We start from the raw sequence: 14,828 nt of genomic DNA, 5'->3' as shown, positions 1-14,828 counted from the left end.
CTTTTAAATGGATAGGGTTACAGCTATCTGTCTTTGTAAAGAGTTTGAGTTTCGAAAACTTTCTGAATTTTTCATTCGTGAACACGAAGGTTTCGTCTATAGAGGGGCTTTAACGGGGCGGTATGATGGTCATTTAGTCGTTGTTTTTGATTTTGGATGCCTTGTCACTTGGGGACATACTCCTCAACAGCTTGAAGCGATAAAGCAGCTGGTTTTTCCTTATATGAACACACCGTTATCCCAAATTGTTGTCGATGAATTCTCTTCTGAGACAACAGACTTGGCGATGATAAAGAATGATCATATTCGCTTAGCCGGTGGAGATGATCTTGAAAAGCTAGCGTTTTCATTTGGATTAGCGCAATCGGTCAAATTGGATGAGTTTGAGCAGCGGGCTGAGCAAACGATCTCTGATACTTACCATATTCCAAAGCGTATCGCTGATCATGGTGTCAGTGGCTTGAGTCGAAGGGAAATTGCTCAGTTAAGAGGCCGTTTATTCGTAGCGCAATCGGATATTAATTTAAAGTTCGATTTGCTGGATACACCCGAGTTTTTTTGGGAGTTTCCTGAGCTAGAAGATCGCTACACCATGAGTTCAAACTATCTGGATGTAAAGCGACGAATCGATGTGTTGAATAAGCGCTTAGAAGTTATTCATGGCATTTTAGAGATGCTGGCGGAAGAGCATAATCATAGTCACTCGGCGACGCTAGAATGGATTATTATCTGGCTAATCGCTTTTGAAGTTGTTGTATTTTTTGCCCATGATATTTTCAAATGGTTTTAAAAATATAGATTTCGCCGTGAACAGGTTGATCATGCTCGCTTCTAATAACACAGGGCTCGTGATGCAATAGTTGAAAATGATGCGCTTTTGCCAGTGTGAGCACATGTGACAGGCTATGCTGGAAACGACCGCTGGGTGTTAGTTGCCAGTCGTTGTCGCAGGCTTCGGTGCTAAAAGCGAATATACCCTGTTGGGTTAGGCAGTGGCTGACCTGTTTAAAGAGGGGAGAAAGCGCTCCGATGTAGATCAATACATCTGTGGCTAAGATGAGATCAACTTTTGGACGAGTGTGTAAATAGTCGAATATATCCTCTTGAACCAAGTGGGAATAAACCCCAGTCAGTTCAGCTTGCTTGAGCATTTGTTCAGAAAGATCGACACCTATCAGGCTTTTTAGTTGAGCATGGATACCCAATTCTTGCCCAGCAAGGCCTGTTCCGCAGCCTAAGTCGAGTACATGAATAGGGGAGGAGGGTAAGAAACTCGCCAAACGGGTGGCTAAGCGTTCAGGTACACGATACCCCAGAGTATCTAATAATCGCTGATTAAACTGTTCGGCGTGTTGGTTATAGAGTGAAGTAACATACTCCCTAGGTGCACGATCTGAAGGTATGCCAGCCAACGAATGGTAAGGGTGCAGTAGGCGTTGGTTATCAGGCCAACGTTTTAGTAGCGCTTCATAAAGTTGGCAGGCAATGCCAAGATCGCCTTGCTCTGCTGCATAGTCGGCGATGCCAATGAGTAACTCTTGTTTGGTTGAGGGTTGTTGTGATATCCAGTCTAGTGCTCTTTGGGCGTTACCGGTAAGACAGCAAAGTAGCACCCACTCATTGTGCCAGTCAGGCTCATGCAACGGGTGAGCATCAAGTAGATTGAGGGCTTCGTTGAGTCGCTTTTGTTTTCTTAGGCACACAGACAAGCTAATGATGGCTTCTTCAATCTCTGCATCTATGGAAAGTGCTTGCTGTAAATCTTCTTGCATTGCGTGCCAGTTTTGTAATTTCTCGTGTAGGTTGGCTCGGTTGCAATAAAAAATGGCTTGAGTTGGTTTTATAGCAATAGCTTCATTGATTGCTTGTAGCGCATCATCAAGGCGATTCGTACTACTTAGGGGTAACGACAGATTATTAAGGGCTTGCACCTTTTCAGTAGCTGTCCTAGCTGTCTGCACGGCAACTTGAAGGAGAGGAATAGCTTGTTCATTATCACCTAGTTTTAGGTAAATGACTCCCAGAAGCAGGTTAGCTTGGTAATGCTTGGGAGACTCTTTTAAAATCTTAGTGGCGATCGCTTTTGCCTGTCCAAGCTTACCTTGTGCTAGCAAAGCCATTGCTTTACTGATCCACTTTTCGGAGTGTTTCATCATCTTTGTTATCATTCAAAATAGCAGCGGTATTTTATCCATTTGCAAAGGGAAAACAACGATAAATTCATGAATGAATTACAACCTCAGCAGCTAAAAAAAATCGCAACGATGAAGATGCCGTTTGGCAAATATGCCGGCCGTATATTGGTGGACCTTCCCGAACCTTACATCTGTTGGTTTGAGAAGAAAGGGTATCCAAATGGTGAGTTGGGAGCATTGCTGAAAACGCTCTATGAAATTAAATTAAACGGCTTAGAAAGCTTGTTAACACCTTTACGAGAATCTAATAGAGGCGATTAAATATCATGACACCCGCAGTACAAGCCGCCAAAAAAGCAGGGATTGCCTATAAGCTGCATGAATATGAACACCATGCAGAGAGTACCTCTTATGGTGAAGAAGCCGCTAGGTTGTTAAATCAAGATCCTGGGCGCGTATTTAAAACACTAATGGTTGCCTTAGAGGGAGACCAAAAACGGCTGGCAGTTGGTGTGGTACCCGTGTCGGGGCAGCTTAACTTAAAAGCGATAGCTGCTGCGTTAAAAGTTAAAAAGGTGTTGATGGCAGATCCAGCAGCGGCAGAGCGAAGCAGTGGCTATATTGTCGGTGGAATTAGTCCTTTAGGACAGAAAAGGCGCTTGCCGACAGTGGTTGATGAGACCGCTTTAGCTTATCCGACTCTCTATATGAGCGCGGGTAGAAGAGGGTTGGAGATAGAGATGTCAGCGGCTGATCTGCAGCAACTGACATCTGCGATTTTTGCACCTATTGGGCGATAAATCTTGGCACTATGCGCGTAGTTTGAGCTCTGTAGGGGGCGCTTCTTTTACTTTTGTTTTGGGTTTATATTCTGCTGCTTCAATATTATGGCGATTGAGTAGTTTATAGAAATCAGTGCGATTTCTCTGAGCGATGCGTGCAGCATGAGTTACGTTCCCCTCTGTGACTTGCATCAGCTTTATCAGGTAGCGTTTTTCAAAGTCGGCGCGTGCTTCGCTGAAAGATGGGATGACCAATTCCTGATTTGATAGGGCATTGGAGATCAAGCCTTCAGAGATGACAGGGCTGGTGCTAAGTGCGACAACTTTCTCTATCACATTTTGTAACTGACGGACATTGCCCGGCCATGCAGCCTGCGCCAACAAGTGTAATGCACCAGGAGAAATATTACGTACTTTGCGATTATGTTGTTCAGCTGCTTTTGCTAAGAAGTGTCTAGCCAAAACAGGAATATCTTCAGGTCTTTCACGCAGAGCGGGCAAGTCGATATTGACAACATTTAAGCGATAATAAAGGTCTTCACGGAAGTCTTCGCTGAGCATCGCCTGTTCAAGGTTACGGTGAGTCGCGGAAATAATACGCACATCAATAGGCTGGCTTTCAACAGAACCAACCGGGCGAACAAGGCGTTCTTGGATGACCCGTAACAGCTTAACCTGTAACGCCATTGGCATATCGCCAATCTCATCTAAAAATAAGGTTCCACCTTGTGCTGACAGGAATAAACCTTGGTGATTTGCAATTGCACCAGTAAATGCCCCTTTTGTATGGCCAAAAAGTTCTGATTCGAGCAGTTGCTCGGGTAGTGCGCCACAATTAATTGCCACGAACTTACCTTTTGAACGGGAGCTTGCCTGATGGATCGCTTTAGCCATCAGTTCTTTACCACTACCACTTGGCCCGGTAATAAGGACGCTGACATCCGACTCAGCGACTCGATGGGCTTGATCCAGAACGTGCAGCATTGCAGGGCTTTTCGTAATGATATTGTCGCGCCATTGGGTATCGCGACGCTTTTCGGCAGAGACAAGTGCGGCTTTTACTGTATCCAGCAATTGCACTTTGTCGATAGGTTTGGTTAAGAAACCGAAAATGCCTTGCTGAGTTGCCGTGACAGCTTCGGAGATAGAGCCGTGGGCAGTAATGATAATCACTGGGAGCGCTGGCCAGTTTTGCTGAATATGCTTAAAAAGAACCAAGCCACTCATTTCGTCCATGCAGAGATCACTAATGACCAAATCGACGGGTTCTGTTGGGAGAATCCTTAAAGCTTCAGGGCCGCTTGTAGCCGTCAGTACTTGGTAGCCAGAGGCTTCCAAGCGCATCGATAGTAAAGACAGGACGCCATCATCATCATCGACCAGAAGAATTCGGGATTGTTGTGTCATTACTCAGTGTTCCTCACGTTGACGGGTAATTGCCTGCTCAAGCTGAGTAAGTGCGTCAATCTGTTGTTGCTGCTCACTGATGGTTGTGTTTGCAGCATTTAACTGTCGGTTGAGCGCAGCTAATTCGTCGAGCATCTGTAAGTTTGCCTGAGCTTGCCTGAACCTTAGATAAAGATAGCGATCGCTACTACAACTTTGGTTGGGTAATAGAGGCAACTGTGCATATATACTTAACGCTTGCTCTTTAGCGCTACGATCTGTGGTAATTGAACTTAGCAGGTTAACCAGCCGCGCTGGCTTATCTTTAACATCTTGCAACATCTGCTTTCTTAAAGTGTTGTCTGATGTCAAAAAACGTTGCTCTTCTTCAACCAGATCTTTTAGCAGGGAGGCTGGAAGAAGGCAGTTAGGTTGTTGATGGCTGTCGAGCGCTGTTAGCGATTCCAATGTTTGGCATCCACTACTGATGAGCAGTGTGCATACGAGTAAGCTAGTAGGTATTAGACGAGTCATTTGAGTTCCAATGGAAGTGTCAGGCGAAATACGATATGCCCTTCCTTATTAGTTAACAACGTCAGTTTACCATGCATTGCTTTGGTTGCTTCATGAGCAATGCTCAAGCCAATGCCTGTTCCTTTTAGCGGCCCTTGTCGTTTTTTACCACCTTGATAGAAGGGTTCAAAAATACGTTCTGCATCTTCTGCTGAGATAGGGGTGCCGCTATTTTCTACATCCACGATTAAGCTCCTTCCTTGGGACTGGGTTGCAACGGTAATAAATCCAGATTTATCCGTGTAATAAATCGCATTTGAGATAAGATTGTTGATGACTCGTTTTAACATATCAATATCCTGTTCTATCACAGGGTATTTATCAGGCAATTTAAGATTGATCTCTTTTTCAGAGATCACAAGTTGTAGTGGGCCAATGGCTTCGCTAATGAGCTTTTTCAAGTCCACGCGCTGAGGTTTTAAGACGTTGGGTTGTTGTAACCGGTTGTAATCTAATAGTTGCTCTATTAGCTTTTGCAAATTAATACTACTGCTTTGTAGCAGCCCAACAACATGATGCTGGCGATCGTTCAAAGGACCAGGAACCTCTTCTGCCAGTAGGTCTGCTCCTTCTCTTAAGGTGGTCAAGGGAGTTTTTAATTCATGAGAAATATGTTGAATAAAGAGCCCTTTGTGCTGCTCAAGTTCAGATAGATGGTTATCAAGCCACAGCAATTGCTTATCCAGCTCAACTATTTCACCTGGGCCTCGCAGTGTTTGATAGGTTAGCTGTTCTCTGCGGCCAATTGATTTAATACGTCGAATTAGTTCAGCGATAGGGCGGGTGATGACCGATGAGAAAAACAGCATTAGCCCTAATGTTGTCATGACAAGAAGTGCTGTTTGCAGCCACAGTGCTTGTCGGGTTTCCCCTGCTTGTTTCTGCAGACTTTGCAGTTCGCCAATCATCTTTTGATGGCTGGTTTCAGCAAGTTCCCGGGTCAACATGGGGAGGGTATTGATCTCTTCACTCAACGGTGTTTCTCGTAACTGACTAATAATGGATATCAACTTAGCCTTTTGAGTATTTTGCTCACTGATAAACATCTGTACCGCAAGTTGGTTTTGGTAAGCTTCAACCTGCTCAAGCAATCGGGTTGCGATCGCTTCCTGTTTTACAATGCGGTATTGGCTGGCAGATCTGACAATGTCCTCCGCTAGTCTCTCGAGAGTATTGTTTTGCTGGTTTAGCTCCAAAGCTGTTTGGGTTTGGTTGTAGCTCTGCTGTAATTGCTGCTCAAGTACGATACTGGTTTTATACAGCATGAAGCCAATGGGTGTGATAATCAGTGTAAAGGCGATAAAAACTAAGTGCCTCAGTGAGTTAGGTCGCCACGACTTTGGGGCTGGCATCATGCGCAGGATACTCTGTTAAGTGAGCGGGCAGTGTTATGTACTTTAGTTTAAGCGAGCCGGGTCTGGCTCGCTAGGGAAATGGTTTAAATAGATCTTATCAGATGTGTTGTAGTGATGAGAGTGTCAGCATGACTTTTAGCCGATTAGTACTCATCTGTTTAGTAATAGTTAACTCCTCTTTACTTAAAAAACCATCACGGTTTGTGTCACGCTCGATAAATTTATCAGCAATCTCTACCTCAATCATGGCTTCCATATAGCCTAAGCGGCCATCCCTGTTTTTATCTAACCGACGAAGTATCTCATCAGCTTCAGTCGCTTCAATAGCGCCTTGATAAGGGGGTTGGATAGGCTCTGCGTTAGCCGTTGCCGTGAATAGTACTATTAGAAAGGCTGATAGGTAGGGCAGTACTCGCATAAATGCTCTCCACTTCTGGTACACAGATAGTAGACATCAAGTTTTATGCCATGATAATTTTCATCTTATAAATCAATGAAGTAGATTTTTTCTTTAATAAAGTTTGCTGTTTTAAGACAGTTTTAAGTATGTTTTGTCTTTTTTTGGCGACAGTCTGCCTTGGCTTAGTAATAAGTTCTTATAAAACAAAGCGCTGGAGTGTCTCTTTTTTGCGACTCGTGATTAGTGTATTGCAGGAATGGCTGACAGGAGGTGGCTGACAACCCCTGGGTAGACACTCGGATCAGGGCGGGTTGTACTGAGCACACGTAAGCCCCAAATGCCTGTCATAAGCATTTTAGCAAGGCTTTCAGTGTCAGTATCCGGTTGTAATTCGCCGTTAAGTCGGCCTTTTTCTAGAGTCAGATAAAGGTGGTGCTCAATTTGGTTCAGGTACTGAGTAACTCTCTCGCGAACCTCATCATCCTCAGTGGCAAGCTCCAGTAAGGTATTGATCATTAAACATCCCTTACCGATGGTGTCGCAGGATATTTCTTCTGTCATTCGAGAGAAGAAAAGATGGATCGATTCAATAGCGGAGTCACGTTGCTCCATACAGTGTTGGATCCGTGTTAAGCTATTGTTCGCATAAGCATCGATAACTTCTAGAAATAAGCCGCGCTTACTATTGAAAGCACCATAGATGGAACCTGGTTTTAAGTCGGTTGCGTTGACCAAGTCGGTTACAGATGTAGCAGTGTAGCCCGTTCGCCAGAACACCTTCATGGCTTTATCAAGGACTTCTTTCCTGTCAAACTCTGCAGGCCTGGCCATTGTTGCTGCTCCGTTAGTACGTATACGCCTTGGTGCGCATTTTTATTTTCAAAGTTTAGTTATGATACATATAAAGGATTTAGTCAACTATGCTTCCCCATAATGCATTGTCTTTGTTCATATTTTTTTCTACTTTTTTGTTTTTGACTGGATGCCTAGGCGTTAAAGATACAGCGGATTCCTCCCGGCAACTGATACGTGGTGCTGTGAACTATTCTCAGGGTGAATTCACGATTACGCCTTGCTATAGCCAAGAGCGCCGCAAGCTGCAAGATAAGCGTGGGTTGGTAAAAAAGCGTTATCGCGAGCAAACCCCTGAGGGGAGCTTGCCAGTTTATATGGAACTACGTGCTTCACCGCTTACCGATTTAAGCTGGGACGTTAGCGATGTTCAAGTTGCTGGTGGCGGCAGCAATGCTTGTGAATTTGATCTTATCGGTATTCAGTATAGAGCTGCAGGAAGTGACCCCTTGTGGATTGCCGATGTGTTGACTGATAGTGTTCGGGTGCAGTCATATGACAACTTACGTACCCTGACATTTCCATTAAGTCTCTCTTCGGGGAGTGGTGGTATTTGGGAAGGGGCACTTAAAAGTGTCAAGAACCGTACCCACCGGTTTCGTTTGGAAATTCTAGATCAGTCTTGTCGTGATAAGCATAATGCGTGGTATCGTTGGACAGCATCGCTCGACTTAGATGGTGATCTTTTCTATGGCTGTGCACGGGAGGGGGATTTAACCTCTCGCTCTGTGAAGGGGCGCTACAGCAATGACCTAACTCAAGAAAATGTGTTTGTTGTATTAGATCTATTAGATGATCAAAAGGCTAGCATGCTGCTGGACTACCGCAATGGACAACCGCTGATCGTTATGAACGGTGTTTGGAAATGGAAAAGCAGTGATACGCTTTTGCTGGAATTTAGTGAGCAGGATGGGCGCAGACAGCAATCCTTCCTGCTGTTACGCAGAACCGTTAACGGGTTTGTTCAGCAAGGTTTCTCATCGGAGTTTGGACGGGCAGGGCTGTCTTTAAGTCGGTCTGAGTAGTTACCGTTTTAGTAAACAAGCTCTAGCTTCGTTCAATTGAGCGGCTAGATAGCTGTTACCACCGTGATCGGGATGAAACTTCTGCATCAGTTTGCGATGAGCGAGAATGATTTCCTCATCCGAACAACCCTCTTCAAGCCCAAGAACTTTGAGCGCTTCAGTACGTTGCATGTGTTGATTGTTAGGCGACGGGGGTTGTTTTGCTTTAGCGTGAGATTTGAATAGTTTTCCTAAAAAGGGTATGGCTTTTAACAAAAAACCGTATTTTTTATAGAGTAAAAAAACACCGGCAAAGAGTGCGCCAATCCAATGTATACGGCCAGTGACGGTTAAAATAACTAAGGCAGCAATCAGGGAGAGGATTACTAGCTTAATAACGGCAGGGCCTCGTCGATGAGGCGGTAAAGCTTTTAACCAAAGCATACCTGCCATGAGCAATGCACCTAGTACAATGATTACGAAAGGGCTCATTTCATACTCTTTTTAAAGTGTTCAGGAAAGAGTAGCTGTACCCGAGGCGGATGTGAAGTGCCTATTTCGTATTGACGTGCTTCCCAACATAGCGATGATATTTCTTCTCTTTAACAAACTGCATATCTACCATCACGAGCCCGTCTACACAGAAATTAAAGTCCGCATCCACACCAAAATCGAGAAAGCGTACACCACCCTCTTCACAGAGTTCGCTGTATTGTTTATAAAGCGTAGGGACAGAAACACCAAGGTATTCCAGTTGTTCTTTGAGCACCCTAAAATCTTGGCGATAATCTTCGCCGCAAAAGAGGGCCTCTAATCCTGACTGCTCTTCATGGGTCAATTTGTAAGGTACGTTGGCTTTGGCGAGCTGATCTACATCCTTGAAATAATGTCTGTAAAACCAGACAAGCATGTTCTTAGCGGGTTTGGGGTAGCTGTTGCTCAAACTAACCGGTCCAAACATATAGCGGACATGAGGATGCTGTCTTAAATAAGCACCAATTCCATACCAAAGATAATCTAAACTCCGTTTGCCCCAATATTTCGGTTGAACAAAGCTTCGGCCTAGTTCGATACCTTGCTCAAAAAAAGGCTGCATCTGTGGGCTAAATTGAAAAAGTGTCTGGCTATACAAGGGGCTGCTTTCATCATGAACGAGGTTGAAAGACTCAGCCAACCGATAAGCGCCGGCAATTTCAAGATCCTCTTCATCCCATAAAATTAGATGGCGATAATAGCGATCGTACTTATCTAGATCTTTTTTCTGTCCAGTACCTTCACCTACACAGCGAAATGAAACTTCCCGTAAGCGACCGACTTCTTGCATAACAATTGAATCAGGGCGGTAGTCAAACAGGTAGATTTTCTTACCATCTGACGTTTCTCCCAAGAGCTGCGAATCTTTAAGCTCAAGCTTGATGCTCTGCCGGTCTTGGGGGTGGCTAATTGTTTTCTCTGTTACGAATAACGGACTTTTGCGCTTAGCGATGCGATACAAATGCTTACGCAGTAGTTTGGTTTTTTCATTCAGTGTTAGTGGAACAGCATCAATATGGCTGAAAGGGATCGGCTCGCCGATACGGACAGGGATCGTAACCGAGCGCTTATTAAACATCTCTTGGACTAACAGCAGGCCAGACATCGATTTGTTCAGATAGGACATGCCGTAAAACAGCGATGAATTTTTACCGCCGAGGTAAACAGGAAGTATGGGGGCATTCGCTTTCTTAGCAAAACGTAGAAAACCGCTGTTCCACTTGCCATCTTTGATACCTGTCATACCTGCTCGGGAAACCTCGCCGGCAGGAAATACAATGACCGCTTCTTCGTTGTGTAACGACTCCACAATGCGACCAATATCGCGTTTGCGGGTGCTACGCCCCAAATTATCCACGGGAAGAAACAGTGAGCTCAGCTGATCCACATGATTGAGTACATCATTCGCTACGATACGAACATCCCTGCGTACCTCACCAACCAGCTTGAGTAACGCCAGCCCATCCAATGCGCCTAGAGGATGGTTGGCTACGATAACCACACGACCTGATGCAGGAATATTCATACGATCAGTGTGGCTCAGGCTGTAACTGAAGTTAAAGTAATCCAAAACACGATCAATAAACTCAAAACCCTTAACTTCCTTATTTTCTGCAAGGAAATGATTGATCTCATCTTCATGCACCAGACGTCTCAAACAAAAAATAGCTGAGCGACGAAGAGGGGCGGGCTTAGAGGAAAAAGACGGGAATTTGTTCGTCAAAACTTGTTCAACATTGATCACGCGGGCTACCTGTATCTGTAGATATTATCTAACAGAATATGGCAACTACATGACACTTATTTGAAAGACGGGTGACAGATAGATGACAAGTTTGTCATTGGTAAGGCGCGTGCTATGTGCCGCCATAATGCTAGTCATGATTTGATAAGTTAATCTTCCATTCAGGGAGTGACTAAGAATCACCTTTATGGGATACTTCGGGCGCTTTGGCTTCTTATATTGTTAGTTTGCTTGAGCACTAAGGATTCAATTAGATCATTGTTATCTGATTGATGTATATATTCGTTTGCTTTCTGTAGATTGGATTGCATGTGAGTTTTAACAGGGAAGTGCGACGCTTTTGCTCAATATTGAGTGAATCAATTACTAGCTTCCCCCCTTGTTAACAAGTAATGGATGTTAGTACCTCATGGTTAAGTTTTTCCGTAATGCTGCATTGCTCCTTTCCCTTCTAGTTACCTGCCAGGTTTCTGCTCAAACTGATAGCCAGCCGTCTGTTGCCATTAAAGAGCCGACCGTTGGAGAGGGGGTATCCTCACGAGCCGGTAAGGATCTGAATTTAGGGATTCTTTGGGATGAGATGGAGGCCTCTTTTAGAGCAACCCGCAAATTTCGTGTTTTAAGCCGTAATAAAGCCGATTTAGCTGCTGTTTTAGAAGAGCAGGATTTTGCAAAGTCAGATCTGGCTAAAGGCGATGCAGCAGCATCAGGCCAATTAGATAATGCTAATTATCTAATCCTTCCTACAGTACAGGATTTTAAGTTCTATAGTGCCTACAGCAAACTGCCTAACTTTGATGACAAGTACAAACGTTCAGATGTTGGCTTGTTACAAGTTAGTGCAAAAATGATTGATACCTCCTCAGGTCAGATTGTTACCACGTTTAGCTTATCGAGCAAATTTCATCTCAATCAAGGTGTTGTGAACGGACGCGGTGGCAAGCCTAGTAGTAAACGCTTTACGCAGCTCTCTAATGAAGTTTCAGCGCAATTAGCAGATCAGTTTGTCAATGCTGTTTACCCTATGAAAGTGGTTAAGCGAGATCGACGCGGTGATGTCGTCATCAATCGGGGTAAAGATGGTGGTTTAAAGGTTGGCCAAGTATATGAAGTTTTCTATGCCGGTGAAGAGATGATAGACCCGGATACAGGTAACTCACTCGGTTCTTCAGAAGAGTATGTGGGTAAAGTAAAAATCAGCCGAATCAATCCCAAGTTTACGATTGCTAAAGTCATAGAAGAAGTGGATGCCACCAATGCGCCGATTAACACGGGCGATATTCTAAGAGCGCCACAAAAATAATCGCGGTTACAGGAAGTTAGCTGATATGTATAACCTATCAAAACGAGCAGGATCTCAGGTTCTGCTAAGTCTATTTTTATTACTTTCATGGGCTTCTAATAGTGCGGCCGCTCCTGCTGCACTATCTGAAAAGACTAATGCTGTTTCTATTGCGGTTATGGGAGAAAACGACTTTGTACCGGATGCCGTTACCAATGCCGCCCAAGGTGGTGTCCCTGAGGCATTGGCAAGCCGTTTGATACAACAACTTGATCGTAGTAAGCGTTTTAATGTCTTGGATAGGACCGTATTAAGGCGATCTATTTTGGAGCAACGCTTCGGGCAAGAGCAGAAAGCGTCTGACCTTGATCGAGTACTGGATAAAGCGGTCGATGAGATGCCAAATGTCAGCGGCATCACTGTTGCCGCATCCGGTTTGTTGGGAGCAGCTAACGACTCCCTCAAAGACTTTAAAGACTTAGGTACGGCCACAGGGGCCGATTATATAGTGTATATGAAGGTTGAACGTTTGGAGTCTAGTAGCCAGACTACAAAGCGCCCTTACAGTGACACCGGCGAAACGATCAGGAAACAAGAAACTAACGCCGTTTTATCCATCCGTATTATCGAAGTCGCAAACAGTCGCGTGGCTGGCGCCACAAACGTTAGTACACGTTTAGTTGAGCGCAATGCTCGAACCCCAACGGCCACAGTACTTGCTGCTTATGACAGTGCTGCGGCGGAAGCTTCTGATAAAATTATTGATATCATTTTTCCTGCCAAAGTCGTTGGGAATGACCCATGGGTTATTAACCGAGGCGCTAATGATCGAGTCAAAGCTGGGGATCAATTTGAGTTAGTGCGTAATGGCAAAGAGATTAAAGATGAGTCTGGTATTGTTATTGGACGTATTCAGATACCGGCGGGAAAAATTAAGCTAACGAACGTTCAAGATAATTTGAGTTTGTTTGAAGTGATCTCAGGAGAGCCTCAAAAAGAGGATCTTCTTGTCAAAAAGGGTACAACTACCACTGCAACAAATAAAGTAGGTGCGACGGCGACTTTAGCTTCACCGAATAGCGTTCCCCAGAGCCGTCCTAAAGTCGCCATTGGATTAGTTAAAGCACGATCGACTGCAACGACTGGATTAGATGCGTCTGCACACATTCCAGCATTTACAGACTCCCTCATGACACGCTTGGTGCAAACGAAGCGCTTTACACTGATTGATCGCCAAGAGGTTGACCAGTTGCTCAATGAGCAGCTAGCGCAAGCCCTGACTGACAACCAAGAGCTGCCATCGGATATGGGGCAACTGCAGGGTGCTGATTATTTGGTATATGGCAGTGTTTCCAGCTTTATGTTCAAAGAAGAGCGCCTGCGTCTACCTGGCTCCAGCCAAACACTGCTCAAAAAAGTGGGTATGGTTGAAGGCAACATGCGCATCGTAAATGCGCTCAGTGGTGAGGTGATGGCCTCTCGTAAAGTGAGTGTCAAACAAACCGTAGAAAATGATATCTCAGAGGCGCGTCTTATTACTCTATTAGCCGATGCCTATGCAGAGCAGGTGACCATGGAGCTGATGCATGCCGTTTACCCTATCAAAATAGCGGCACTAACCGCAGACGGCACGATTTATCTTAATCGAGGCACTGATGGTGGCTTATCTGAGCAAGAGACTTTACTCGTTTACCAGCAAGGTGAAGCCGTCGTAGACCCAGATACAGGGATTTCATTAGGTAAAACAGAGCTAAAAATTGGTGAAGTGACGCTTACCGAAGTGGAAGAGTCTCGCAGTAAAGCGCGTTCTGAGCAGCTTGCTAGCCTGCAAGTTGGGATGTTACTAAAACGACTACCTGAAAACACCCAGAAAAGAGGGGCCGCAAACGCTCAGCAGGCAACGGCTCGCTCGGGTGCAGAGATGCAGAAACAAAAGGGTAAAGCGACATTGGCAATTGGGCAAATCAAAGTGAACCCTGCCGGAAAAACGCAAAACTTATCGCCGGCGAATGTGGAGCGAGTCGTCAACGATCTCTACGTGAAGCTGACTCAATCCAACCGCTTTGATGTGTTAGAACGCAGCCAAATTGATCAAGTACTGGACCAAAAAGCGTTTACAGCAATCGCACAAGGTCAAGATATTGATCCGGCCCTAGGCGAGTTGTTAGGTGCTGATTATCTTATTCATGCCACTATTGATGATTTTTATATCGAAACTGAAAGAAAGCAGATAAGTGCTGTAAACCGGACCCAAGTTAAGCAGACCGGGAAATCCAATGCCACCGTTAGAATCATTGATGTGCATACGGGTAAAACGGTATCGGCGGATAAGATTGTTATGCAGAATCTTTTAAACGATACCGCAGATCAACAGCAGGTTTTTAATGAATTAATAGAGAAGCTTAGCACGAAAATGGTGGCTGGGGTCATCAATCACATCTACCCCATCAAAGTGTTAGGAGCGACGCCTGACGGTAAAATCTATATCAATAGAGGCAGTGATACAGGGATAAAAGTTGGAGGGCGTTTTAATGTCACCCGTCCTGGGGCTGATTTGGTTGATCCGGATACGGGTATTAGTTTTGGAAAAACAGAAACCGAAGTAGGTGTGGTCGAGATTCAATCGGTAGAAGTTGCTCGCTCAATTGCCAATGCCGTATCGGGTACAGGATTCGCCGCCGGTGATATTTTGCGTCCAGTGCCGAAAAAAGTGACCACTCAAAAACAGGTCAAAAAAGTGAATAAACCGACGTTTTAATTGAATATTTAACACAGCTCCAT

At 44.7% G+C, this 14,828-nt stretch carries 14 protein-coding genes; 6 read left to right on the top strand and 8 right to left on the bottom strand.

Features of this window, described 5'->3' with window-relative positions:
• Nucleotides 1-7: 7 nt before the first annotated feature.
• Nucleotides 8-790: an RMD1 family protein gene (locus F0U83_RS11455; RefSeq protein WP_138987078.1), complete on the top strand. Its 783-nt coding sequence runs from the start codon at nucleotides 8-10 to the stop codon at nucleotides 788-790.
• Here F0U83_RS11455 and F0U83_RS11450 read toward each other — a convergent pair.
• Nucleotides 777-2,156 carry a tetratricopeptide repeat protein gene (locus tag F0U83_RS11450; RefSeq protein ID WP_170221763.1) on the bottom strand — a complete coding sequence of 460 codons (1,380 nt, stop codon included), beginning with the start codon at nucleotides 2,154-2,156 and terminating at the stop codon, nucleotides 777-779. The genes F0U83_RS11455 and F0U83_RS11450 overlap by 14 nt on opposite strands.
• A 66-nt stretch (nucleotides 2,157-2,222) precedes the next feature.
• Here F0U83_RS11450 and F0U83_RS11445 point away from each other — a divergent pair, with 66 nt between their 5' ends.
• Entirely contained in the window at nucleotides 2,223-2,456 is a 234-nt protein-coding gene (locus F0U83_RS11445) for a DUF3820 family protein (protein ID WP_138987080.1), read from the top strand.
• 5 nt (nucleotides 2,457-2,461) lie between these two features.
• Nucleotides 2,462-2,935, top strand: coding sequence for a Cys-tRNA(Pro) deacylase (ybaK, locus tag F0U83_RS11440; RefSeq protein WP_138987081.1), 474 nt, complete (start codon nucleotides 2,462-2,464; stop codon nucleotides 2,933-2,935).
• 9 nt (nucleotides 2,936-2,944) lie between these two features.
• Here ybaK and F0U83_RS11435 read toward each other — a convergent pair whose 3' ends face one another.
• The 5 genes from F0U83_RS11435 to F0U83_RS11415 form a co-directional block, all read right to left on the bottom strand.
• On the bottom strand, nucleotides 2,945-4,324 hold the full coding sequence (locus tag F0U83_RS11435; RefSeq protein WP_138987082.1) for a sigma 54-interacting transcriptional regulator: 1,380 nt from the start codon (nucleotides 4,322-4,324) through the stop codon (nucleotides 2,945-2,947).
• A 3-nt stretch (nucleotides 4,325-4,327) separates the two neighbouring features.
• A complete protein-coding gene (locus tag F0U83_RS11430; RefSeq protein ID WP_138987083.1) occupies nucleotides 4,328-4,837 on the bottom strand; it encodes a hypothetical protein in 510 nt (169 codons plus the stop codon).
• Entirely contained in the window at nucleotides 4,834-6,231 is a 1,398-nt protein-coding gene (locus F0U83_RS11425) for a sensor histidine kinase (protein WP_138987084.1), read from the bottom strand. The genes F0U83_RS11430 and F0U83_RS11425 overlap by 4 nt, the downstream gene beginning before the upstream one ends.
• A gap of 97 nt (nucleotides 6,232-6,328) precedes the next feature.
• Nucleotides 6,329-6,649: an EF-hand domain-containing protein gene (locus F0U83_RS11420; protein WP_138987157.1), complete on the bottom strand. Its 321-nt coding sequence runs from the start codon at nucleotides 6,647-6,649 to the stop codon at nucleotides 6,329-6,331.
• 222 nt (nucleotides 6,650-6,871) lie between these two features.
• A complete protein-coding gene (locus F0U83_RS11415; protein ID WP_138987085.1) occupies nucleotides 6,872-7,462 on the bottom strand; it encodes a TetR/AcrR family transcriptional regulator in 591 nt (196 codons plus the stop codon).
• Nucleotides 7,463-7,551: 89 nt separating this feature from the next.
• Here F0U83_RS11415 and F0U83_RS11410 point away from each other — a divergent pair, with 89 nt between their 5' ends.
• A complete protein-coding gene (locus F0U83_RS11410) occupies nucleotides 7,552-8,508 on the top strand; it encodes a hypothetical protein (RefSeq protein WP_138987086.1) in 957 nt (318 codons plus the stop codon).
• Here the strand turns inward: F0U83_RS11410 and F0U83_RS11405 are convergent, their stop codons facing one another.
• Both F0U83_RS11405 and olsF read right to left on the bottom strand, forming a co-directional pair.
• On the bottom strand, nucleotides 8,509-8,979 hold the full coding sequence (locus F0U83_RS11405) for a J domain-containing protein (RefSeq protein WP_138987087.1): 471 nt from the start codon (nucleotides 8,977-8,979) through the stop codon (nucleotides 8,509-8,511).
• A 61-nt stretch (nucleotides 8,980-9,040) separates the two neighbouring features.
• Nucleotides 9,041-10,765, bottom strand: a complete 1,725-nt coding sequence (gene olsF, locus F0U83_RS11400) for a bifunctional ornithine lipid synthase OlsF (RefSeq protein WP_138987088.1) — start codon at nucleotides 10,763-10,765, stop codon at nucleotides 9,041-9,043.
• Between the two features lie 409 nt (nucleotides 10,766-11,174).
• On the opposite strand from olsF, the gene F0U83_RS11395 reads away from it, so the two are divergent.
• Both F0U83_RS11395 and F0U83_RS11390 read left to right on the top strand, forming a co-directional pair.
• On the top strand, nucleotides 11,175-12,068 hold the full coding sequence (locus tag F0U83_RS11395; RefSeq protein WP_138987089.1) for a hypothetical protein: 894 nt from the start codon (nucleotides 11,175-11,177) through the stop codon (nucleotides 12,066-12,068).
• 25 nt (nucleotides 12,069-12,093) lie between these two features.
• On the top strand, nucleotides 12,094-14,805 hold the full coding sequence (locus F0U83_RS11390) for a CsgG/HfaB family protein (protein ID WP_138987090.1): 2,712 nt from the start codon (nucleotides 12,094-12,096) through the stop codon (nucleotides 14,803-14,805).
• Nucleotides 14,806-14,828 lie beyond the last annotated feature (23 nt).

It is taken from the genome of Neptunomonas concharum, from assembly GCF_008630635.1.
Classification (GTDB): Bacteria; Pseudomonadota; Gammaproteobacteria; order Pseudomonadales; family Balneatricaceae; genus Neptunomonas; species Neptunomonas concharum.
Note: the sequence above shows the minus strand (reverse complement) of the source record. Positions and strands in the feature narration are given on the sequence as shown.

Coding starts and splice junctions, on each gene's coding strand:
- F0U83_RS11450 (WP_170221763.1), bottom strand. CDS start 2,156: ATGATGAAACACTCCGAAAAGTGGATCAGTAAAGCAATGGCTTTGCTA.
- F0U83_RS11455 (WP_138987078.1), top strand. CDS start 8: ATGGATAGGGTTACAGCTATCTGTCTTTGTAAAGAGTTTGAGTTTCGA.
- F0U83_RS11405 (WP_138987087.1), bottom strand. CDS start 8,979: ATGAGCCCTTTCGTAATCATTGTACTAGGTGCATTGCTCATGGCAGGT.
- F0U83_RS11430 (WP_138987083.1), bottom strand. CDS start 4,837: ATGACTCGTCTAATACCTACTAGCTTACTCGTATGCACACTGCTCATC.
- F0U83_RS11390 (WP_138987090.1), top strand. CDS start 12,094: ATGTATAACCTATCAAAACGAGCAGGATCTCAGGTTCTGCTAAGTCTA.
- F0U83_RS11420 (WP_138987157.1), bottom strand. CDS start 6,649: ATGCGAGTACTGCCCTACCTATCAGCCTTTCTAATAGTACTATTCACG.
- ybaK (WP_138987081.1), top strand. CDS start 2,462: ATGACACCCGCAGTACAAGCCGCCAAAAAAGCAGGGATTGCCTATAAG.
- F0U83_RS11435 (WP_138987082.1), bottom strand. CDS start 4,324: ATGACACAACAATCCCGAATTCTTCTGGTCGATGATGATGATGGCGTC.
- F0U83_RS11425 (WP_138987084.1), bottom strand. CDS start 6,231: ATGATGCCAGCCCCAAAGTCGTGGCGACCTAACTCACTGAGGCACTTA.
- F0U83_RS11415 (WP_138987085.1), bottom strand. CDS start 7,462: ATGGCCAGGCCTGCAGAGTTTGACAGGAAAGAAGTCCTTGATAAAGCC.
- F0U83_RS11445 (WP_138987080.1), top strand. CDS start 2,223: ATGAATGAATTACAACCTCAGCAGCTAAAAAAAATCGCAACGATGAAG.
- F0U83_RS11395 (WP_138987089.1), top strand. CDS start 11,175: ATGGTTAAGTTTTTCCGTAATGCTGCATTGCTCCTTTCCCTTCTAGTT.
- F0U83_RS11410 (WP_138987086.1), top strand. CDS start 7,552: ATGCTTCCCCATAATGCATTGTCTTTGTTCATATTTTTTTCTACTTTT.